At 71.6% G+C, this 21,745-nt stretch carries 15 protein-coding genes; 11 read left to right on the top strand and 4 right to left on the bottom strand.

The features are described 5' to 3' along the window. The 7 genes from ACRWND_RS27195 to ACRWND_RS27165 form a co-directional block, all read left to right on the top strand. A partial coding sequence (locus ACRWND_RS27195) for a s-methyl-5-thioribose-1-phosphate isomerase (RefSeq protein ID WP_431953926.1) occupies nt 1–775 on the top strand: 775 nt, incomplete at its 5' end. Then, complete coding sequence (mtrA, locus tag ACRWND_RS27190; protein ID WP_431953924.1) at nt 772–1,461, top strand: MtrAB system response regulator MtrA; 690 nt, start codon at nt 772–774, stop codon at nt 1,459–1,461. The genes ACRWND_RS27195 and mtrA, both read left to right, overlap by 4 nt. A 1-nt stretch (nt 1,462) precedes the next feature. Next, on the top strand, nt 1,463–3,448 hold the full coding sequence (gene mtrB / locus ACRWND_RS27185; RefSeq protein WP_431953922.1) for an MtrAB system histidine kinase MtrB: 1,986 nt from the start codon (nt 1,463–1,465) through the stop codon (nt 3,446–3,448). Then, a complete protein-coding gene (locus ACRWND_RS27180) occupies nt 3,448–5,277 on the top strand; it encodes an LpqB family beta-propeller domain-containing protein (protein ID WP_431953920.1) in 1,830 nt (609 codons plus the stop codon). Before mtrB ends, ACRWND_RS27180 begins: the two co-directional genes overlap by 1 nt. Nucleotides 5,278–5,609: 332 nt before the next feature. Then, nucleotides 5,610–6,434 (top strand): ComF family protein, encoded by an 825-nt coding sequence (locus ACRWND_RS27175; RefSeq protein WP_431953919.1) that lies wholly within the window; start codon nt 5,610–5,612, stop codon nt 6,432–6,434. 506 nt (nt 6,435–6,940) lie between these two features. After that, on the top strand, nt 6,941–7,624 hold the full coding sequence (hpf, locus tag ACRWND_RS27170) for a ribosome hibernation-promoting factor, HPF/YfiA family (RefSeq protein ID WP_431953917.1): 684 nt from the start codon (nt 6,941–6,943) through the stop codon (nt 7,622–7,624). 171 nt (nt 7,625–7,795) lie between these two features. Then, complete coding sequence (locus tag ACRWND_RS27165; protein WP_431953915.1) at nt 7,796–8,548, top strand: response regulator; 753 nt, start codon at nt 7,796–7,798, stop codon at nt 8,546–8,548. A 147-nt stretch (nt 8,549–8,695) separates the two neighbouring features. Here ACRWND_RS27165 and ACRWND_RS27160 read toward each other — a convergent pair whose 3' ends face one another. Both ACRWND_RS27160 and ACRWND_RS27155 read right to left on the bottom strand, forming a co-directional pair. Further along, nucleotides 8,696–9,865, bottom strand: coding sequence for a winged helix-turn-helix domain-containing protein (locus ACRWND_RS27160; protein WP_431953913.1), 1,170 nt, complete (start codon nt 9,863–9,865; stop codon nt 8,696–8,698). Between the two features lie 237 nt (nt 9,866–10,102). Further along, complete coding sequence (locus ACRWND_RS27155) at nt 10,103–10,693, bottom strand: GNAT family N-acetyltransferase (RefSeq protein WP_431953911.1); 591 nt, start codon at nt 10,691–10,693, stop codon at nt 10,103–10,105. A 207-nt stretch (nt 10,694–10,900) separates the two neighbouring features. Here ACRWND_RS27155 and secA point away from each other — a divergent pair, with 207 nt between their 5' ends. Continuing rightward, a complete protein-coding gene (gene secA, locus ACRWND_RS27150; protein ID WP_431953909.1) occupies nt 10,901–13,693 on the top strand; it encodes a preprotein translocase subunit SecA in 2,793 nt (930 codons plus the stop codon). Between the two features lie 65 nt (nt 13,694–13,758). Here secA and ACRWND_RS27145 read toward each other — a convergent pair whose 3' ends face one another. Next, nucleotides 13,759–14,304 carry an Rv3235 family protein gene (locus ACRWND_RS27145; protein WP_431953907.1) on the bottom strand — a complete coding sequence of 182 codons (546 nt, stop codon included), beginning with the start codon at nt 14,302–14,304 and terminating at the stop codon, nt 13,759–13,761. A 156-nt stretch (nt 14,305–14,460) separates the two neighbouring features. On the opposite strand from ACRWND_RS27145, the gene ACRWND_RS27140 reads away from it, so the two are divergent. Further along, nucleotides 14,461–14,967 carry a DUF6912 family protein gene (locus ACRWND_RS27140; protein WP_431953905.1) on the top strand — a complete coding sequence of 169 codons (507 nt, stop codon included), beginning with the start codon at nt 14,461–14,463 and terminating at the stop codon, nt 14,965–14,967. Nucleotides 14,968–15,048: 81 nt separating this feature from the next. Next, nucleotides 15,049–15,702, top strand: coding sequence for an HAD family hydrolase (locus tag ACRWND_RS27135; RefSeq protein ID WP_431953903.1), 654 nt, complete (start codon nt 15,049–15,051; stop codon nt 15,700–15,702). 118 nt (nt 15,703–15,820) lie between these two features. Here ACRWND_RS27135 and ACRWND_RS27130 read toward each other — a convergent pair whose 3' ends face one another. Then, a complete protein-coding gene (locus ACRWND_RS27130) occupies nt 15,821–16,387 on the bottom strand; it encodes a DJ-1/PfpI family protein (RefSeq protein ID WP_431953901.1) in 567 nt (188 codons plus the stop codon). Nucleotides 16,388–16,725: 338 nt separating this feature from the next. Between ACRWND_RS27130 and ACRWND_RS27125 the strand changes: the two genes are divergently transcribed. After that, nucleotides 16,726–21,657: an NAD-glutamate dehydrogenase gene (locus ACRWND_RS27125; protein ID WP_431953899.1), complete on the top strand. Its 4,932-nt coding sequence runs from the start codon at nt 16,726–16,728 to the stop codon at nt 21,655–21,657. Nucleotides 21,658–21,745 lie beyond the last annotated feature (88 nt).

Below are 21,745 nucleotides of genomic sequence, written 5' to 3'. Positions count from 1 at the left end.
CCCCCCCCCCCCCCCCCCCCCCCCCCCCCCCCCCCCCCCCCCCCCCCCCCCCCCCCCCCAGGCCCGCGGCCTGCACGCCGAGGACAGCGAAGCCAGCGCCGCCATGGCACGCCATGGCCTCCAGCTGCTCGGTGAGCTCCTCCCCGGCGGCGGCTACCAGATCCTGACCCACTGCAACACCGGTGCCCTCGTCTCCGGTGGGGAGGGCACCGCGTTCGCCGTCGCCCTCGCCGCCCACCGGCAGGGCCGGCTGCGCCGTCTGTGGGTCGACGAGACACGCCCGCTGCTCCAGGGGGCCCGCCTCACCGCCTACGAGGCCGCCCGCGCCGGTATGGCGTACACCCTGCTCACGGACAACGCGGCCGGTTCGCTCTTCGCACGAGGCGACGTCCACGCCGTCCTCATCGGCGCGGACCGCGTCGCCGCCGACGGCTCCGTCGCCAACAAGGTGGGCAGCTACCCTCTCGCGGTACTCGCCCGCTACCACAACGTGCCCTTCATCGTCGTCGCCCCGACCACCACCATCGACCAGGGCACCGCTGACGGCTCGTCCATCGAGATCGAACAGCGTCCCGGCCAGGAAGTGACCGAATCGGGCGGACGCCTCGTGGCGCCGCTCGGGACGCAGACGTACAACCCTGCGTTCGATATCACACCCGCGGCTCTGATAACGGCAATAGTCACTGAAAACGGCGTAATTGCACCGGTCACCTCCGATGCCTTGACAGCTTTGTGCCCGTCTCGTGCTCCAGGTCACGATCAGGTAATGGGATGATGGTCGCTATGAAGGGACGCGTCCTGGTCGTCGACGACGACACCGCACTGGCAGAGATGCTCGGCATCGTGCTGCGCGGAGAAGGTTTTGAGCCGTCGTTCGTGGCCGACGGTGACAGGGCCCTCGCCGCTTTCCGTGAGACCAAGCCCGATCTGGTCCTCCTCGACCTCATGCTCCCCGGACGGGACGGCATCGACGTGTGCCGCCAGATCCGGGCCGAGTCCGGGGTGCCCATCGTCATGCTCACCGCGAAGAGCGACACCGTCGACGTCGTCGTGGGCCTGGAGTCCGGCGCCGACGACTACGTCATCAAGCCGTTCAAGCCCAAGGAGCTCGTCGCCCGCGTGCGCGCCCGGCTGCGCAGGGCCGAGGAGCCGACCCCCGAGCAGCTCACCATCGGCGACCTCGTCATCGACGTCGCCGGGCACTCGGTCAAACGGGACGGCCAGCCGATCGCGCTGACCCCCCTCGAGTTCGACCTGCTCGTCGCGCTCGCACGCAAGCCCTGGCAGGTCTTCACCCGCGAGGTGCTGCTCGAGCAGGTCTGGGGCTACCGGCACGCCGCCGACACCCGCCTGGTCAACGTGCACGTGCAGCGTCTGCGCTCCAAGGTCGAGCGGGACCCCGAGCGTCCCGAGATCGTGGTGACCGTCCGCGGCGTCGGCTACAAGGCCGGACCCGGCTGACATGGCCACCCCGTACGAGCGTGAACGGACGGAGAGCCGGCACGCGGACCCCCTGACGGGTCTGCTGCCGGTGCTCCGCTCGCTCGTGCGCTGGGCGAGGCGGCCCCTGCAGCCCGCCGTACGGCTCTGGCGCCGCAACATCCAGCTGCGCGTGGTCGCCACCACCCTGCTGATGTCCCTCGGCGTCGTCCTGCTCCTCGGCATCGTCGTCATCGGGCAGGTCAAGAACGGACTGCTGGACGCCAAGCGGCAGACCGCCCAGAGCCAGGCCGTCGGCGGCTTCGCCGTCGCCAAGGAGAACGCCCGCAACGTCACCGGCACCGGCGGCACCGGCGAGGGAACCGACGGGCGCAGTCAGACCGACACCGCCACCTGGCTCAACAACCTCGTCGAGGGACTCGCCAGCAGCGGACAGGGCGTCTACTCGGTCGTCGCCCTCAGCTCCGACGCGCAACAGCCCTACGGCCTGCGAGCCGACAGCCCCGGCACCCACGCACCGCGCGGCTCCGGCGGCGTCCGGCCCGAGGAGAGCGTGCCCGCCGACCTGCGCAAGGCACTCGACGAGCAGTCCGACGTCTTCGAGCGCTACACCTCGATGAAGAGCGACAGCGTCCCCGACGGGGAACCCGCCCTCATCGTCGGCCAGCGCCTCAGCGACCCCAACGGCAAGCCGTTCCAGCTGTACTACCTCTTCCCCTTCGACCAGGAGGACAAGACCCTCGGCCTGGTCAAGGGCACCCTGGCCACCGCAGGGATCTTCGTCGTCGTCCTGCTCGGCGCCATCGCCTGGCTCGTCGTTCGCCAGGTCGTCACGCCCGTCCGGATGGCCGCCCGCATCTCCGAGCGGCTCGCCGCGGGACACCTCCAAGAACGCATGAAGGTCACCGGCGAGGACGACATCGCCCGCCTCGGCGAGTCCTTCAACAAGATGGCCCACACCCTCCAGGTCAAGATCCAGCAGCTGGAGGACCTGTCGCGGATGCAGCGCCGCTTCGTCTCCGACGTCTCCCACGAGCTGCGCACCCCGCTGACCACCGTGCGCATGGCCGCCGACGTCATCCACGAGGCCCGGGAGGACTTCGACCCCGCCACGGCCCGCTCCGCCGAACTGCTGCAGAACCAGCTGGACCGCTTCGAGTCGATGCTCTCCGACCTCCTGGAGATCAGCCGCTTCGACGCGGGCGCCGCGGCGCTGGAGGCCGAGCCCATCGACCTGCGCGACGTGGTACGACGTGTCGTCGACGGCGCCGAGCCGATCGCCGAACGCAAGGGCAGCCGCATCGTCGTCCACGGCGACGAGCAGCCCGTCACCGTCGAAGCCGACGCCCGGCGCGTCGAACGCATCCTGCGCAACCTCGTCGTCAACGCCGTGGAGCACGGTGAGGGCCACGACGTCCACGTCCGCATGGCCTCCGTCGGGGGCGCCGTCGCCGTCGCCGTGCGCGACCACGGCGTCGGCCTCAAGCCCGGCGAGGCCACCCGCGTCTTCAACCGCTTCTGGCGCGCCGATCCCGCCCGCGCCCGCACCACCGGAGGCACCGGCCTCGGGCTCTCCATCGCCTTGGAGGACGCCCGCCTGCACGGCGGCTGGCTCCAGGCCTGGGGCGAGCCCGGCGGCGGCTCCCAGTTCCGGCTGACCCTGCCCCGTACCGGCGCCGACACCCTCCGCGGATCGCCGATCGCGCTCGAGCCCGAGGACTCCCGCCGCAACCGCGAGCTCGCGAGCACGCTCTCCCACCGGGGCATGCCGCCCGGCGCCACCGCGCTCGACGCCGCCACGCCTCGGCCATCCGGACACCACGGCTTCCCGGCGCCGCGGTTCGCCGCGCCCGCCATCCCCTCCATGCCGTTCACCCCGCCGCGGCCGCCCGCCGCCGACCCCGCGGCCCTGCCCGGCAACGGCGCTCGGGTCGTCGGACACCGCGCCGGCGCCGGCACGGTCACCCACCCCACGACAGCGGACGAAGCGCGGGAGGACGACGACTGATGCGCGCGAAGGGGGGCGGCCCGCCGAGGCCGGCCGTTGCGGGTGTGCTCCTGGGCGTCCTCGTGCTGCTCACGGGCTGCGCCTCCATGCCCAGCAGCGGCGAGGTGCACGAGGTCGGCGGGGAGAAGCACGCCGACACCGACCCCCAGGTCCGGGTCTTCGGAGTCAAACCGCAGGGCGGAGAGACCCCCCGCGAGATCGTCAGCGGTTTCCTCGAGGCCACCACCAGCGACGAGGCCGACTACGCCACCGCCAAGCTCTACATGACCGATGAGCAGGCCAAGCGCTGGAAGCCCCAGTCGGGGATCACCGTCCTCGCCGACGGAGCCGTCCAGGTGCAGGAACCGGTCCCGGCGGCCGCCGCCAAGGACGGCGGCAGCACCCAGATCACCCTCACCGGCAGCAAGGTCGCCACCGTCGACGCCCGGCACGCCTACCGCGCCGAGAACGGCACCTTCAGCAGCGGCATACGCCTGACCGAGGAGCACGGGGAATGGCGCATCGCCGGTGTCGCCGACGGCCTTGTGCTGAGCGAGGCCGACTTCCAGCGCTTCTACCGCTCCGTCGACACCTTCTACTTCGCCGCCCCCGGGCCCGGCCCCAAGGACGCCGTGGCCGGCCGGGACGACCTCGTCGCCGACCCGATCTACCTGCGCAAGCGCGTCAACGTGCTGAGCAACGCCGTCAACGCCCTGCTCGCCGGGCCCACCGACTGGCTGGAGCCGGTGGTCGTCTCGGCCTTCCCCGCGGGCATCCGGGCCAAGGAGGTCGAACTCGACGACTCCCAGCGGGTGACGGTGAAGCTCAAGGGTGCCCCCGGCGGCGACAGCGAGCGCTGCGAACGGATGGCCGCCCAGCTCATCCAGACCGTCCAGGGCATGTCGTCCACGCCCGTGCCCTCCGTCGAGATCCAGGGCCCCTCCGGCCGCGCTCTGTGCACGCTGCATCGTGAGGACGCCGGCGCCTACGCACCCGACAAACTGGTCGGCGCCAGCAAGGAGCAGTACTTCGTCAACGCGGAGCACCATCTCGTCAGCCTCAGCGGCAGCGGTACGGACACCAGGCCCGGCGCGGTGGCCGGTCCTCTCGGCAGCGGGCCCTTCCGGGTGGGTTCCGCCGCAGTACGCCGCGACGAGCACTACGCCGCCGCCCTCAGCGAAGACGACGCGAGCCTGTATGTGACCGAGCTGAGCGACGACGCCCAACTCGGCCCCGTCGTGCTCCGCAGTGTGGCCGCCGACCCGAAGAACCGGTTCACGACCCCCAGCTGGGACGGCTATGGCGACCTCTGGATCGCCGACCGCGACCCCGACCGGCCGCGGCTGCTCATGCTGCCGGACGGCACGGGCAGCCCCGTCCGCGTCGATGTGCCGGAGCTCGGCGACGGGCGCATCGAGTCGCTGCGGGTGGCGGCCGACGGCGTGCGCATCGCCCTGCTGGTGCGCGAGGGCAACCACACCACGCTGCGGCTCGGGCGGATCGAGCGTTCCGGCAACGCGGCCGAACAGAAGATCACGGTGGCGGAGTTGCGCAGCGTCGCGCCGCAGTTGGAGGACGTCATAGCGACGTCCTGGGCAGGGTTCAGCCGGCTGGTCGTGGTGGGTCGCGAGGAGGGGGGAGTGCCGCAGATCCAGTACGTGGACGTGGACGGCTCCAGCGCGTCCTCGTCAAGCCTGCCGGGCATCAGCGGAGTGGTGTCGGTGGCTGCGTCGGAGCGTCAGGACGCACCGCTGCTCGCGGAACTCGAGGGCGGTGTCTTCCGGCTGCCGCCCGACGGCAACTGGAGGGAAGTCGCGCCCAAGGCCGGCTCGCCCGTCTACCCCGGCTGACGGGCGGACCACCCGTTCACTCCGGGTGCCGGGGGGGTGTAGGTTCCCGGGTGCCGGGTGCCGGGTGCCGGGTGCCGGGTGCCGGGTGCCGGGTGCCGGGTGCCGTGGGAGCCGTGCCTGTCCGGCTGCCCGATCCACTCCGGCACGGGGCCGGCCACAGCCCCCGCCGCAGGCCGTGCAGGTCTGCTCCGCCGGGCGCGGCAGCAGTTGTCCACAGGCTGAGGACGGGGCTGGCGCCGATCGCGCGTTCCCGGCATCGTCGAGTCATGCGAGGAGCTCAAGGACGGCGGTCCGCTCGGTGCGGCCGCGCGGTGCGCTCATGGTGGCGGGAGATGGCCGGGCTCCTGCTTCCGGCCGAGTGCGCGGGGTGCGGGGCGCCGCGGATCATGCTGTGCGACGAGTGCGGCGCAGCGCTGTACGAGCCGGGGCCCCGGGAGGTCCGGCCGGACGCGCCGCCCGCGGGGCTGCCCGCCGTCTGGGCGGCCACCGTATACGCCGACCAGCCGCGCGCGGTGCTGCTGGCGCACAAGGAGCGTGGCGCGCTGGGCCTGGCCCGTCCCCTGGGCGGGGCCCTGGCGGGAGCGGTCTACGCGGCGGTGCGGGGAGGGGGTGGGGGTGGGGCCCCTGATACGCGGCGCCGGGAAGACGACCTCCCCCTCCCCACCCCTCCCGCTGTCATCCCGTCCCGTGCCCTTCCCCCCTTCCTCCTCGTCCCCGTCCCCTCCTCCCGCCGGGCGGTCGCCGCCCGCGGCCATGACGCGACCCGACGCCTGGCCCTCGCGGCTGCCGCGGACCTGCGGCGGGACGGGCTGACCGTCCGGGTGGCCGCGGTGCTGCGGCAGTGCCGCGCGGTCGCCGACCAGTCGGGGCTGGGCGCCCGCGACAGGCCCGCGAACCTCGACGGCGCCCTGACCGCCGTGCGCGGCGCCGGCCGCCTCCTGAGGACCGCCTCGGTGGTGCTGGTGGACGATCTGATGACGACGGGCGCCTCGCTGGCCGCGGCGGCCGGTGCGGTCGAGGAAGCCGGTGCCCGGGTCCTGGCCGCGGCGGTCGTCGGCGGCCCGGCGCCGTTGCGCCGTCCCACGGGGGGTCGGGGAGACCGGGGTGCTACGGGCGGGCGGTCAGGCCGAGTCTCTGGACGGAGTCCTGGAAGCTGACACCGCGAAGCAGCCAGCCGAACAGGCGGTTCGCTCGAACGTCCGGTCCGGTCGAACGTCTCTGACGATGTCGAACGGAGGTGCGAAGGGGAGGGCGGCTTGCCGGGCGGCGGAGTGTGCGCCGCGCGGCAGGCGAGAACAAGCCGAAGTCGGCGCTCACGGCCGCCCTCGCAGGTGACACAAGGGGCATGTCGCCCAAAGACAGGTAGAGCGCTTCTGGGGGTGCCGACCCCGGGGCAGCGGGTCTATGTTCGGTGGTGAGGGGTGGCGGCACCCGCTGCGGGCCGCCGTTTCCCGGACCGTGACACGCGGTTCACCCATGGTTCAGTGGGTGAATCCCTGTTTCGCGGGGGAGGAGGAGGTGAGAGTCGCGGCTTCGCCGCCCGGAAGCCTCCGAGCGCGCGGAGCGGCTACGAACGTCGACGCCGGGCGGGACTTGGTGCCCCCCGGCCTCAGCGCAAGGGATCGCCGCGCGAGACCGAGGCGATCCGGGAACGGAGTTCTGCGTGGACATCGTCGTCAAGGGCCGTAAGACCGAGGTGCCCGAGCGGTTCCGCAAGCACGTGAACGAGAAGCTGGAGAAGATCCAGAAACTCGACGGCAAGGTGATGAGCCTCGAGGTCGAGGTGTCCAAGGAACCGAACCCCCGGCAGGCAGAACGTTCCGACCGGGTGGAGATCACGCTGCGCACCCGTGGCCCGGTGATCCGGGCCGAGGCCGCCGCTCCCGACTCCTACGCGGCGCTCGACGTCGCGGTGAACAAGCTCGAGGCGCGGCTGCGCAAGGCGGCTGACAAGCGCCGGGTGCATCGTGGCGGAAGCCGTGCGCCGATGAGCGTGGCGGAGGCGACGGCCGGGCTGGCCACGGCCGAGTTCAACGGCACCCCGAGCGGCGGGGAGACGTCCACAGGCGTGCCCACCACCAAGATCGGCGGTCGTCTCGAGGTCCAGGGCGAAGGGCCCCTGGTGGTTCGCGAGAAGACGCACGCTGCAGCACCTATGACGCTTGACCAGGCCCTCTACGAGATGGAACTGATCGGGCACGACTTCTACCTGTTCATCGACTCCGACACGGGACAACCGAGTGTCGTCTACCGGCGGCACGGCTACGACTACGGCGTCATCCATCTCAAGGCGGACCCCTCCGTCGAGGATGCGCCGTCCGGCGCGGGTGGTGCGCTCCGCCGGTGAGCTAGGGATCAGCGGTGACGCTCCCGGGCGGAAAACGACCTTCGCCTGGGGGCGTCGCCGTGCCCGGGCATGGAATCATGGGCGGGCAGCCAATGCGCGGGCCGCACCGCTCGGTTGGCCTGGCACGGAGAGTGCGACTACCGCGGGCGCCGGCCCGAGGGGGAGGAACCGATGGCGGACAGCTTCGAGCCCGCGCCGGCCGGTGGCGAGGAGCCCGGCACGGGCGCCGCGGGGAGCCCGGCTGCCGCCGGTGCGCCGCGCAAGGAGCCGATCAGGGTGCTCGTGGTGGACGACCACGCCCTGTTCCGCCGGGGGCTGGAGATCGTGCTCGCGCAGGAAGAGGACATCCAGGTCGTCGGCGAGGCGGGGGACGGCGCGGAGGCGACGGAGAAGGCCGCGGATCTGCTGCCGGACATCGTGCTGATGGACGTGCGGATGCCCAAGCGGGGCGGTATCGAGTCCTGCACCTCTATCAAGGAGGTGGCCCCCAGCGCGAAGATCATCATGCTGACGATGAGCGACGAGGAGGCGGACCTCTACGAGGCCATCAAGGCGGGGGCGACCGGCTACCTCCTCAAGGAGATCTCCACCGACGAGGTGGCCACGGCGATCCGCGCCGTGGCGGACGGCCAGTCGCAGATCAGCCCGTCGATGGCGTCGAAGCTGCTCACCGAGTTCAAGTCGATGATCCAGCGCACGGACGAGCGCAAGCTCGTGCCGGCCCCCCGGCTGACGGACCGTGAGCTGGAGGTGCTGAAGCTGGTCGCCACCGGCATGAACAACCGGGACATCGCCAAGGAGCTCTTCATCAGCGAGAACACGGTGAAGAACCATGTGCGCAACATCCTGGAGAAGTTGCAGCTGCACTCGCGGATGGAAGCCGTGGTCTACGCGATGCGGGAGAAGATCCTCGAGATCCGCTGATCCGCTGATCCGCTGATCCGCTGGCCCTGGCCCTGGCCCTGACCCCTGGCGCTGACCGTGTCCCGCCTCCGGGTCCGTCGGTGCCGCTGAGCCGGTCGGCTGAGCAGTCCCCGCGTCGGCCGCGCCGGCCGCCTCGGGTGCGTCCGGTCAGGAAGCGGCGACGGCTTCGGCCAGGGCCGCGGCGAGCTTCGGGACGTCGAGCCGTTCGATACGGACCTCCTCGCAGCCTACCCACGCGGCGGCCTCCCGCAGCGCCTGCGCCATGGGCTCGACGGCGCGCGCGGACTCCAAGGACACCTGACGGGCTATCAAGGTCTTTCCCTCGCGGGCCGGGTCGGCGCGGCCGACCAGTCGGCCGCCGGACAGCAGCGGCATCGCGAAATACCCGTGCACGCGCCGGGGCTTGGGGACATAGGCCTCGAGGCGGTGGGTGAAGCCGAAGATGCGCTCGGTGCGGGGCCGGTCCCAGATCAGGGAGTCGAAGGGGGAGAGCAGGGTCGTGCGGTGGCGGCCGCCGCGGGAGGCGTCCGCCAGGGCGGCCGGGTCCGCCCAGGCGGGCTTGCCGCCCCAGCCCTCGACCTGGACGGGCACGAGGCAGGTGTCGGCGATGACCGCGTCGACCTGCTCACCCTTGAGGCGGTGGTAGTCGGCGAGGTCGGCTCGGGTGGCGACGCCCAGTGCGGCACCGGCCTGGGCGACCAGGCGGCGCAGGCATTCGGCGTCGTCGATGTCGTCGTGGAGGAGGGCGTCGGGGACGGCGCGCTCGGCGAGGTCGTAGACGCGCTTCCAGCCGCGCCGTCGGGTGCAGACGACCTCGCCGGTGTCGAGCAGCCACTCCACTGCGATCTTGGTCTCGGACCAGTCCCACCAGGGGCCGCCGTTCTTGGCGCCGCCGAGTTCGGTTGAGGTCAGCGGTCCGTCGGCCTTGAGCCGGTCCAGCACGGCGGCGGTGGACCGGTCGGCGTCCTCCAGCACGTGCCAGCGGTGGCCGCGGGCCCGCCGGGCCCGGCGGCGGAAGGCGAAGTGCGGCCATTCCTCGATGGGCAGGATGCAGGCGGCGTGCGACCAGTACTCGAAGGCGTGGTTCTCCGTCCAGTAGGCGGTCTCGACCGCGGCGCGGCCGACGGCGCCGAGGCGGGCGTAGGGGATGAGCTCATGGGAACGGGCGAGCACGGAGATGGTGTCGAGCTGCACCGCGCCCAGCCGCCGCAGAACACCCCGGACGCCGCCGCGGCGGTCGGGGGCGCCGAGGAAGCCCTGCGCGCGCAGGGCCGTGCGGCGGGCGTCATCGGCGGAAAGGGACACGGGCGTCGTCATGGAGCCACCCTAGAAGGCGCCACCGACAATCCGTGCCCGTCCGTGCCCGTCCGTGCCCGTCCGTGCCCGTCCGTGCGGGGCCGGCGCCCGCGTACGCGACAGCCGAGCCCGACCGAACCGCGCCGCTGAGCCCGACCGAACCGCGCCGCTGAGCCCGACCGCCCCGCCCCGCCGAGCCCGACCGCCCCGCGCCGCCGAGCCCGACCGAACCGTTCGCCCGTCCCGAGCCGCCCCCCGTCACCCGCCCTGGTGCGGGAGGTAGGCCGCCCCGTGGGTCAGGCCCAGGTCGGAGGGGAGCAGCGCGCCGACCCACGCGTCCCGGCGGGTGCCCCGATGGACGATCTTGCCGCGCATGGTGCCCTCCATCCGGAAGCCGGTCTTGAGGGCGACCGCGCGGGAGCCGGTGTTGCCCGCCTCGGCGTACCACTCCAGGCGCTCCACGCCGAGCTCCTCGAAGGCCCAGCGGACGACGGAGCCGGCGGCCTCGGCCGTGAGGCCGCGGCCGCGCTGCTCCTTGGCGGTCCAGTAGCCGAGTTCGGCCTGCCGCTCGGCGGTGTTGAGCTGGGCCAGCCGCACCAGGCCCATGGCTCCCACCAGGTATCCCTCGTCGCGCGTGGTGACGGCGAAGTTGTAGATGGTGTCGTCGCGCCAGCCGTCGGGACAGGTCCGCGTGACAAAGTCGCGTGCGTGCTCGAGGGTGTACGGGGACGGCACGGGTGTCCAGCGGGGGATCTCCGGGTCCTGGCAGGCGGCGCGGACGGCTTCGACGTCGTCCGGCCCGAAGGGGCGCAGGATGAGGCGGTCGGTGGTGAGGGTCACGGGTTCCATGGGCCCGGAGTATCGCCGAGCGGGGGGCCTGGTGGCGACCGAGAACAGCGGATCGGGGCCGCGATCGGCAGCGAGAACCGCCCGGCTTGGCGACGGACCTCCCGGCCCGCTGGTGTCCTCGCTTACGATGGCCGTTGCAGCGGGGTGTGACCTGCTGTGCCAGCGCGAGAAACCGTGCCAGGCCCGACCGGCAAGGAGCCAGCCTACGTGTCCGTCCTCAACAAGATCCTGCGTGCAGGCGAAGGCAAGATCCTGCGCAAGCTGCACCGCATCGCGGACCAGGTCAATTCCATTGAAGAGGACTTCGTCAATCTGACGGACGCCGAGCTGCGGGCCCTCACGGACGAGTACAAGGAGCGCTACGCCGACGGCGAGAGCCTGGACGACCTGCTCCCCGAGGCGTTCGCCACCGTCCGCGAGGCAGCGAAGCGCGTCCTGGGTCAGCGGCACTACGACGTCCAGCTCATGGGCGGTGCGGCGCTGCACCTCGGCTACGTCGCCGAGATGCGCACCGGTGAGGGCAAGACCCTGGTCGGCACGCTGCCGGCCTATCTGAACGCCCTGTCCGGCAAGGGCGTGCACCTGATCACCACCAACGACTACCTCGCCGAGCGCGACTCGGAGTGGATGGGCCGGGTGCACCGCTTCCTGGGCCTCCAGGTCGGCTGCATCCTCGCGAACATGACGCCGGCGCAGCGCCGCGAGCAGTACGCCTGTGACATCACCTACGGCACCAACAACGAGTTCGGCTTCGACTACCTGCGCGACAACATGGCGTGGTCGAAGGACGAACTGGTGCAGCGCGGCCACAACTTCGCGATCGTGGACGAGGTGGACTCGATCCTCATCGACGAGGCCCGTACGCCGCTGATCATCTCCGGTCCCGCGGACCAGGCGACGAAGTGGTACTCGGACTTCGCGCGGCTGGTGACCCGCCTGAAGCCGGGCGAGGCCGGCGGCATGGGCAAGCCGGAGACCGGTGACTACGACTTCGACGAGAAGAAGCGCACCGTCGCCATCCACGAGGCGGGCGTGGCCAAGGTCGAGGACTGGCTGGGTATCGACAACCTCTACGAGTCGGTGAACACGCCGCTCGTGGGCTACCTGAACAACGCCATCAAGGCCAAGGAGCTCTACAAGAAGGACAAGGACTACGTCGTCATGGACGGCGAAGTCATGATCGTCGACGAGCACACCGGCCGTATCCTGGCCGGCCGCCGCTACAACGAGGGCATGCACCAGGCGATCGAGGCCAAGGAGGGGGTGGAGATCAAGGACGAGAACCAGACGCTCGCCACGATCACCCTCCAGAACTTCTTCCGCCTGTACTCCAAGCTCTCGGGCATGACCGGTACGGCGATGACCGAGGCCGCGGAGTTCCACCAGATCTACAAGCTCGGCGTGGTCCCGATCCCGACCAACCGCACCGTGCAGCGCAAGGACCGGGCGGACCTGATCTACCGCACCGAGGAGGCGAAGTTCGCGGCGGTCGTCGAGGACATCGTCGAGAAGCACGAGAAGGGCCAGCCGGTCCTGGTCGGCACCACCTCGGTCGAGAAGTCCGAGTACCTGTCGCAGCAGCTGAACAAGCGCGGCGTCCCGCACGAGGTGCTGAACGCCAAGCACCACGAGCGCGAGGCGTCGATCGTCGCGCAGGCCGGCCGCAAGGGCGCCGTGACGGTGGCCACCAACATGGCCGGCCGCGGTACGGACATCAAGCTGGGCGGCAACCCGGACGACCTGGCCGAGGCGGAACTGCGGCAGCGCGGTCTGGACCCGGTGGAGCACGTCGAGGAGTGGGCGGCGGCCCTGCCGGAGGCGCTGGAGCGCGCCGAGGCGGCGGTCAAGGCCGAGTTCGAGGAGGTCAAGGAGCTCGGCGGCCTGTACGTCCTGGGCACCGAGCGCCACGAGTCCCGGCGTATCGACAACCAGCTGCGCGGCCGCTCCGGCCGTCAGGGCGACCCGGGCGAGTCCCGCTTCTACCTCTCCCTCGGTGACGACCTGATGCGCCTGTTCAAGGCGCAGATGGTGGAGCGCGTGATGGCGATGGCCAACGTGCCTGACGACGTGCCGATCGAGAACAAGATGGTGACCCGGGCCATCGCCTCCGCCCAGTCCCAGGTCGAGCAGCAGAACTTCGAGATCCGCAAGAACGTCCTGAAGTACGACGAGGTGCTCAACCGGCAGCGCGAGGTCATCTACGGCGAGCGCCGGCGCGTCCTGGAGGGCGAGGACCTGCACGAGCAGGTGCGTCACTTCATGGACGACACGATCGACGACTACATCGCGATCGAGACGTCCGAGGGCTTCGCGGAGGACTGGGACCTGGACCGGCTGTGGGGCGCCTTCAAGCAGCTCTACCCGGTCACGGTGACCGTGGAGGACCTGGAGGAGGCCGCGGGCGACCGGGCGGGCATCACCGCGGACTTCATCGCGGAGATGGTCAAGGACGACATCCACGAGCAGTACGACGCGCGGGAGAAGCAGCTCGGCTCGGAGATCATGCGCGAACTCGAGCGGCGCGTGGTGCTGTCGGTGCTGGACCGCAAGTGGCGTGAGCACCTGTACGAGATGGACTACCTGCAGGAGGGCATCGGCCTGCGGGCGATGGCGCAGCGCGACCCGCTGGTGGAGTACCAGCGCGAGGGCTACGACATGTTCAAGGCCATGATGGACGGCATCAAGGAGGAGTCCGTCGGCTACCTGTTCAACCTGGAGGTCCAGGTCGAGCAGCAGGTCGAGGAGGTTCCGGTGGAGGCCGGCGCCCCGCAGGACGCCGCCCCGACGCTGGTCAAGCAGGACGCCCGTCCCGAGATCCGGGCCAAGGGCCTGGAGACCCCGAAGCGGGCCGACCGGCTGCACTTCTCCGCTCCCACGGTGGACGGCGAGGGCGGTGTCGTCGAGGGCGACTTCGAGAGCGACGCGGGCCAGGAGTCGGACGGCATGACGCGTGCGGAGCGCCGTCGTGCGGCCAAGGGCGGCCGGCGCCGCAAGAAGTAGCGATCACGCGTTACCGGGGCCGGACTCCTCGCGGAGTCCGGCCCCGGCGCGTGTCCGGGTCCGCTTCAGGGCTCGCGCGGATCGGCGCGGTCAGTGCGCCTCGACGGCGGCGCAGCGCCAGGCGGCGGCGCTCCCGAGCGTCCGGGGCCCCCGTGCCCCGGCCCCCGGCGTACCGGCCACGGGCGTCCCGGTTCCTCGCGCCCCTCGGGCCCCGTGCGCTCCAGGCGGAAGGCGAGGGCCCGCACGACGTGCGGGGTGAGCAGGACGACGGCGCAGACCTCGACGGCGGCGCCGTCCGGGACGGGGGAGACGCGCGGCGGCTTGAGCAGCCGAGGCAGGTGGCCGCGGGAGACATAGCGCCAGTCGGCGCGGGCTCCCACCAGGTCCCAGAGCCGGTCGTAGGCCTCGGGGCGCATCCGGCCGGCCAGGCTGGTGATGGGCCGACGCCCGGTGAGGACCTCCAGCAGCCGCCCGGCGAACCAGACGTGCGGCGGCAGGGCGGTGATGTGCCGCGCCGGCGAGGGCGCGGACGCCCTGGGCACGGACGGCGCAGGGGAGGGCGCGGGCGTGAGCGCGGACCCGGGCACGACCGCGGACGCGGACGCGGGCATGGGTGTCAGGACAGGCATTGGTGGGACCCCCGTGGTCTACCGACTGGTAACCGGGTTCTACGGGGACGGGCGCGGCCGCCGGAAGCCGGCCCCGGGGGCTTGGGGAGGCGGTGCCGGATTCACCTATCAGGGGTGATGCGCCCGTATGCTGACGCCATGCGCGTCTACATCCCCACGACCCTCCCCGGCCTGGCCGAGGCGTACAAGGCGGGTGAGCTGGGCCCCGCTCCGCTGGACGCCTTCGCCGTCACCCCGAGCCTGCGCGAGTGGTACGTCTCCGACGACATCGAGGAACTGGAGTACGCCGCGCTGACCCGCGCCGCCCAGGCCTCCCTGCGCCGGCTCGCCGCCGATCCGGACGCGCCGAGGCGGCGTGTGGTGGTCGCGGTCGACGTCGCGGACGGCGCCGTGGCCTTCGACCCCGACCGCGGCCTCGACCCCTCGGCGCTGGGCGCGGTGCGCCTGGCCGCGCCGGTGCCGCTGGCCAGGGCGGCCGCCGTCCACGCCGACGCCGACGAGGCCGAGCGGGACGTCACGGCGGCCGCGGACGCCCTGGGCGCGGCCGACGCGGGTGACGACGACGCCCGCTTCACCGTCGACGGCGCCGAGGACCACGAGCTGCTCTGGTACGCCACCCAGGAGATCCCCGCGCTCATCGCGTGAGGTGACCGGGCGGACACTCAGCGCGCGGATTTGACCTGGGCACTTGCCTTGAGGACGTGAGGTCTGGGTACGGTTTCGGGTGTGAACGCGCATCTCGTGTGGGACTGGAACGGCACGCTGCTCCATGACATCGACGCGGTGATCGAGGCGACCAACGCCTCCTTCGCCGAGATCGGGCTGCCGCGGATCACGCTGAAGCGCTACCGCGAGCTGTACTGCGTGCCGGTCCCCCTGTTCTACGAGCGGCTCATGGGCAGGCTCCCCACCGACGAGGAGTGGGAGGTGATGGACGACATCTTCCATCGCCACTACTGGACCCTCGCCGGGACGTGCGGCCTCGCCGAGGGGGCCGCGGAGATCCTGGCGCGGCGCCGCTACGAGGGGCTGACGCAGTCGCTGTGCTCACTGGCGCCCCACGATCGGCTGATACCGATCCTGCGCACGCACGGCATCGAGAACCACTTCCTGCGGGTGGACGGCCGTACCGAGGGCACCCACAGCGGCAAGTCCGAGCAGATGGCGCGGCACGTCGCCGCGATGGAGGGCATCGCGGCGGACCGCATGGTGGTCATCGGCGACGCGGTCGACGACGCGGTGGCCGCCCGCCACGTCGGGGCCAGGGCGGTGCTCTACACCGGCGGCTCGCACAGCCGGGCCAGCCTGGAGACCGCGGGGGTGCCCGTGGTCGACTCCCTGGAGGAGGCCGTGGAGACCGCCGAGGCCCTCGTCGCCTGAGCCTGGCGGGTGCCGGGTGCCGGGTGCCAGATGCCGCCGGATGCCGGGTGGTGCCGGCACCGGGACCGCGGCCGAGGACCCGCCGGGGAGCCGTCGTCCCGCACTTCCCGGCCGCCGGTCAGGTCACCGGCGCTGTGGAGCGCAGCACCGTGAGGAATTCGCGCATCCAGGCCGGGTGGTCCGGCCAGGCCCGCGAGGAGACCACGACGCCGTCCACGACGGCCTCGGAGTCCTGGAAGCTCGCCCCGGCCGTCTCCATGTCCATCTCCAGCGCCGGGTAGGCGGTGACGCGGCGCCCGCTGAGGGCGCCCACGGCGGCCGTCAGCAGCGGCCCGTGACAGATCTGCGCGACGGGCTTGTCGGCGTCGAAGAACGCCTTGAGCACCTTGCGCAGCTCCGGGTCGTTGCGCAGGTACTCCGGGGCGCGGCCGCCCGGGATGACCACGGCCGCGTACGCGCCGGGATCGACGTCCGCGAAGGCCAGGTCGGCCGGCCAGCTGTAGCCGGGCTTCTCGGTGTAGGTGTCGAAGCCCTCCTCGAAGTCGTGGACGACGAACCTGAGCTTCTTGCGGCTGGGGGCCGCGATGTGCACTTCGTACCCCTCTTCGAGGAGTCGTTGGTACGGGTACATGACTTCCAGCGATTCCGCCGCATCGCCGGTCACAATCAGGATCCTGGTGGCCATGGCCGGTGTCCCGCCTCTCGCCGTGTGCCGTTCCGTCGGCCGTGTGCCGGTGCTCCGCGGCCCCTCGGCCTCGCGCCCCCGCCTTTCCGCGCGTCGCGCCGCCCTCCCGCGTATCGGTCGTGTGAACGTCTCGCTACGTCACCTCGACGTTCCCCTCCTCAACCTGCACCCGCACGGGCGGGCTGTCCAGTTCGTCAAAGAATGGTTCGTGGTTTTGTACACAAAGAGCCCCTGACAGCCCCCCCGGCCGTAGCGATAGCCTTGCATCGTGATCAGCGCTGACCCATCGATCACCACCACCTACGTCACGCAATGGCGCGCGACAGGAGCATGAGGACATGCAGACCAAGCTGGACGAAGCCAAGGCCGAGCTGCTCGCACGGGCGGCCCGGGTAGCTGAGAACAGCCCGGCGGGGGGACCACCTGGCCAGGGCCTGGACAGAAAGGCTCTGGAAGCCTTCCTCCAGCGTTATTACCTGCACAGCGCCCCCGAGGACCTGCTCGACCGCGATCCGGTCGACGTCTTCGGCGCCGCAGCGTCCCACCACCGGCTGGCCGAGGTGCGTCCGCAGGGCACGGCCAACGTGCGCGTGCACACCCCCACGGTGGAGGAGAACGGCTGGACGTGCAGCCACACGGTCGTCGAGGTGGTCACCGACGACATGCCGTTCCTCGTCGACTCCGTCACCAATGAGCTGTCGCGGCAGGACCGCGCGATCCACGTCGTGGTCCACCCGCTGATGCAGGTGCGCCGTGACGTGACCGGGAAGCTGCTGGAGGTGCTGGACACCGCCCCCGGCGACGGCGACGGCGCGCCGCACGACGTGCTGACCGAGTCCTGGATCCATGTGGAGATCGACCGCGAGACCGACCGCGAGGACCTGAAGCAGATCACCGCCGATCTGCGCCGGGTCCTTTCCGACGCCCGCGAGGCCGTCGAGGACTGGCGGAAGATGCGCGACGCCGCGCTGCGCATCGCCGACGAGCTGGCGGCGACGCCGCCGCCCGGGCTGCCCGAGCAGGAGGTCGGCGAGGCCCGGGAGCTGCTGCGCTGGCTCTGTGAGGACCACTTCACCTTCCTCGGCTACCGCGAGTACGCGCTGACCACACAGACCACCCCGGAGGGCGAGGAGGACGTGCTCACCGCCGTCCCCGGCACCGGGCTCGGCATCCTGCGCTCCGACCCGCGGCACCGTGTGGAGGAGTCGGAGAACGGCGACGCGCTCTCGCCGTCCTTCAACCGGCTGCCCGCCGACGCCCGCAAGAAGGCTCGCGAGCCCAGGCTGCTGATCCTCACCAAGGCCAACAGCCGCGCCACGGTGCACCGCCCCTCCTACCTCGACTACATCGGGGCGAAGAAGTTCGACGCCGACGGCAACGTCGTCGGCGAGCGCCGCTTCCTCGGCCTGTTCTCCTCGGCCGCCTACACCGAGTCCGTGCGCCGTGTGCCGGTGGTCCGCCGCAAGGTGCAGGAGGTGCTGGAGGGCGCGGGCTTCTCCCCGGACAGCCACGACGGCCGCGACCTGCTGCAGATCCTGGAGACCTACCCGCGCGACGAGCTCTTCCAGACCGGGCCGGACGAGCTGCGCGAGATCGTCACCAGCGTGCTCTATCTGCAGGAGCGCCGCCGACTGCGGCTGTTCCTGCGCCAGGACGAGTACGGCCGCTACTTCTCGGCGCTGGTCTACCTGCCGCGCGACCGCTACACCACGGGTGTGCGGCTGCGGCTGACCGAGATCCTCAAGGAGGAGCTGAACGGCGTCACCGCCGACTTCACCGCGTGGAACACCGAGTCGGTGCTCTCGCGGCTGCACTTCGTGGTCCGTGTCGCCCCCGGCACCGAGCTGCCGCACCTGACCGACCGCGACATCGAGCGGATCGAGAACCGCCTGGCCGACGCCGCACGCTCGTGGGCGGACGGTTTCGCCGAGGCGCTGGTCTCCGAGTGCGGCGAGGAGCGCGCGGCCGAACTGACCCGGCGCTACGCGCACGCCTTCCCCGACGGCTACCGGGCCGACTTCACCCCCCGCGCGGCCGTCGCGGACCTGCAGCACCTGGAGCGCCTGCGCGGCGAGGACTTCTGCCTCAGCCTGTACGAGCCGGTCGGCGCCGCACCCGACGAGCGCCGCTTCAAGATCTACCGCACCGGCGCCCCCGTGTCGCTGTCCGCGGTGCTGCCGGTGCTGCAGCGCCTGGGCGTCGAGGTCATCGACGAGCGCCCGTACGAGTTGCGCCGCGCCGACGGCTCCCGCGCCTGGATCTACGACTTCGGGCTGCGGATCGACCCCTCGCTGGGCGACCTGGGCGACGACGCCCGTGAGCGCTTCCAGGACGCCTTCAGCGCGACCTGGAAGGGGCAGGCCGAGAACGACGGCTTCAACTCGCTGGTGCTGCGCGCCGGCCTTTCCTGGCGCCAGGCGATGGTGCTGCGGGCGTACGCCAAGTACCTGCGGCAGGCCGGAACGGCCTTCTCCCAGGAGTACATGGAGGACACCCTCCGCAACAACGTCCACACCACCCGGCTGCTGGTCAACCTCTTCCAGGCCCGGCTCTCCCCGGACCACCAGCGGGCCGGCAGCGAGCTGACCGACGCCCTGCTGGAGGAGGTGGACGCCGCCCTGGAGCAGGTCGCCAGCCTGGACGAGGACCGCATCCTGCGCTCCTTCCTGACCCTCATCAAGGCGACGCTGCGCACCAACTACTTCCAGCGCGCCGAGGGCGGCAGGCCGCACGCCTATGTGTCGATGAAGTTCGACCCGCGGGAGATCCCGGACCTGCCCGCGCCGCGTCCGGCGTACGAGATCTGGGTGTACTCGCCGCGCGTGGAGGGCGTGCACCTGCGCTTCGGCAAGGTCGCCCGCGGCGGACTGCGCTGGTCCGACCGGCGCGAGGACTTCCGCACCGAGATCCTCGGCCTGGTCAAGGCGCAGATGGTGAAGAACACCGTCATCGTGCCGGTGGGCGCCAAGGGCGGCTTCGTCGCCAAGCAGCTGCCGGACCCGGTGGCCGACCGCGAGGCGTGGCTGGCCGAGGGCATCGCCTCCTACAAGACCTTCATCTCCGGTCTGCTCGACGTCACCGACAACCTGGTCGGCGGCCAGGTCGTGCCGCCGGCCGACGTGGTCCGCCACGACGGTGACGACACCTATCTGGTGGTCGCCGCCGACAAGGGCACCGCGTCCTTCTCCGACATCGCCAACGAGGTCGCCACCTCCTACGGCTTCTGGCTCGGCGACGCGTTCGCCTCCGGCGGCTCGGTCGGCTACGACCACAAGAAGATGGGCATCACCGCCCGCGGTGCATGGGAGTCGGTCAAGCGGCACTTCCGCGAGATGGGCCACGACACCCAGAGCGAGGACTTCACCGTCGTCGGCGTCGGCGACATGTCCGGTGACGTCTTCGGCAACGGCATGCTGCTCAGTGAGCACATCCGGCTGGTCGCCGCCTTCGACCACCGGCACATCTTCGTCGACCCCGAGCCGGACGCGGCGGCCTCCTACGCCGAGCGCCGCCGGATGTTCGAACTGCCGCGCTCGTCGTGGGCGGACTACGACACCAAACTGATCTCGCACGGCGGCGGGGTCTTCCCCCGCACCGCCAAGGCGGTCACGCTCACCCCGCAGATCCGCAAGGCGCTCGGCATCGAGCAGCCGGTGGCGAAGATGACGCCGGCCGAGCTGATGAAGGCGATCCTCAAGGCGCCGGTCGACCTGCTGTGGAACGGCGGCATCGGCACCTATGTGAAGGCCTCCTCCGAGTCGCACTCCGACGTCGGCGACAAGGCCAACGACGCGATCCGCGTGGACGGCGGCGAACTGCGCGTCAAGGTCGTCGGCGAGGGCGGCAACCTGGGCCTGACCCAGCTCGGCCGGATCGAGTTCGCCCAGACCGGCGGCCGGGTCAACACCGACGCCATCGACAACAGCGCCGGCGTGGACGCCTCCGACCACGAGGTCAACATCAAGATCCTGCTCAACGCCGTCGTCGCCGAGGGCGACCTGACGGTCAAGCAGCGCAACGTGCTGCTGGCGGAGATGACCGACGAGGTCGGCGCGCTCGTGCTGCGCAACAACTACGCGCAGAACGTGGCCCTGGCCAACGGCATGGCCCAGTCGGCCAGTCTGCTCCACGCCCACCAGCGCTTCCTGCGCAGGCTGGTCCGCGACGGCAAGCTGGACCGGGCCCTGGAGTTCCTGCCCTCCGACCGGCAGATCCGCGAACGGATGAACGCCGGCCAGGGCCTGACCCAGCCGGAGCTCGCCGTCCTCCTCGCCTACACGAAGATCACCGTGTCGGAGGAGCTGCTCGGCACCGGGCTGCCCGACGACCCGTATCTGCGGCAGCTGCTCGACGCGTACTTCCCCAAGGCGCTGCGGGAGCGGTTCCGGGCGCAGATCGACGGGCACGCGCTGCGGCGCGAGATCGTCACGACGATGCTGGTCAACGACACCGTCAACACCGGTGGCACCACCTTCCTGCACCGCTTCAAGGAGGAGACCGGGGCCACCACCGAGGAGATCGTGCGGGCGCACACCGCGGCCCGGGCCATCTTCGGTCTGAACGCCGTCTGGGACGAGGTGGAGACGCTGGACACGGTCGTCCCGGCCGATGTCCAGACCCGGATCAGGCTGCACTCGCGGCGGCTGGTCGAGCGGGGTACCCGCTGGCTGCTGAACAACCGGCCGCAGCCGCTGGCGATCGCCGAGACCATCGACTTCTTCCGCGAGGGCGTCGCCACGGTGTGGGCGGTGCTGCCGAAGCTGCTGCGCGGCGCGGATCTGGAGTGGTACCAGTCGATCCACGACGAGCTGACCGGCGCGGGCGTGCCCGAGGAGACGGCGACACGGGTCGCGGGGCTCTCCTCGGCCTTCCCGACGCTCGACATCGTCGACGTGGCCGACCGGACGGGCAAGGACCCGCTGGCGGTCGCCGAGGTCTACTACGACCTCTCCGACCGGCTGCAGATCGCGCAGCTGCTCGACCGGATCATCGAGCTGCCGCGGGCCGACCGCTGGCACTCCATGGCCCGCGCGGCGATCCGCGAGGACCTCTTCGCGGCGCACGCGGCGCTCACCGAGGACGTGCTGTCCGCCGGCGACGGCTCCGCCACTCCGGAGCAGCGCTACAAGGCATGGGAGCAGTCGAACAGCGCGCTGATCGGTCGGGCCAGGACGACGCTGGAGGAGATCCAGGGCTCGGAGAGCTTCGACCTGGCGAACCTCTCGGTGGCGATGCGGACGATCCGCTCGCTGCTGCGCGTCCGCCGCTGACCCGCTGCCGACGCCACGCCGCAGCAGGCACACGCAGGCACACGCAGGCACGGCCGGGGGGGGGGGGGGGGGGGGGGGGGGGGGGGGG

Source organism: Actinacidiphila sp. bgisy167 (assembly GCF_965342175.1).
Classification (GTDB): domain Bacteria; phylum Actinomycetota; class Actinomycetes; order Streptomycetales; family Streptomycetaceae; genus Actinacidiphila.
This window is presented reverse-complemented; position numbering and strand designations above follow the sequence as displayed.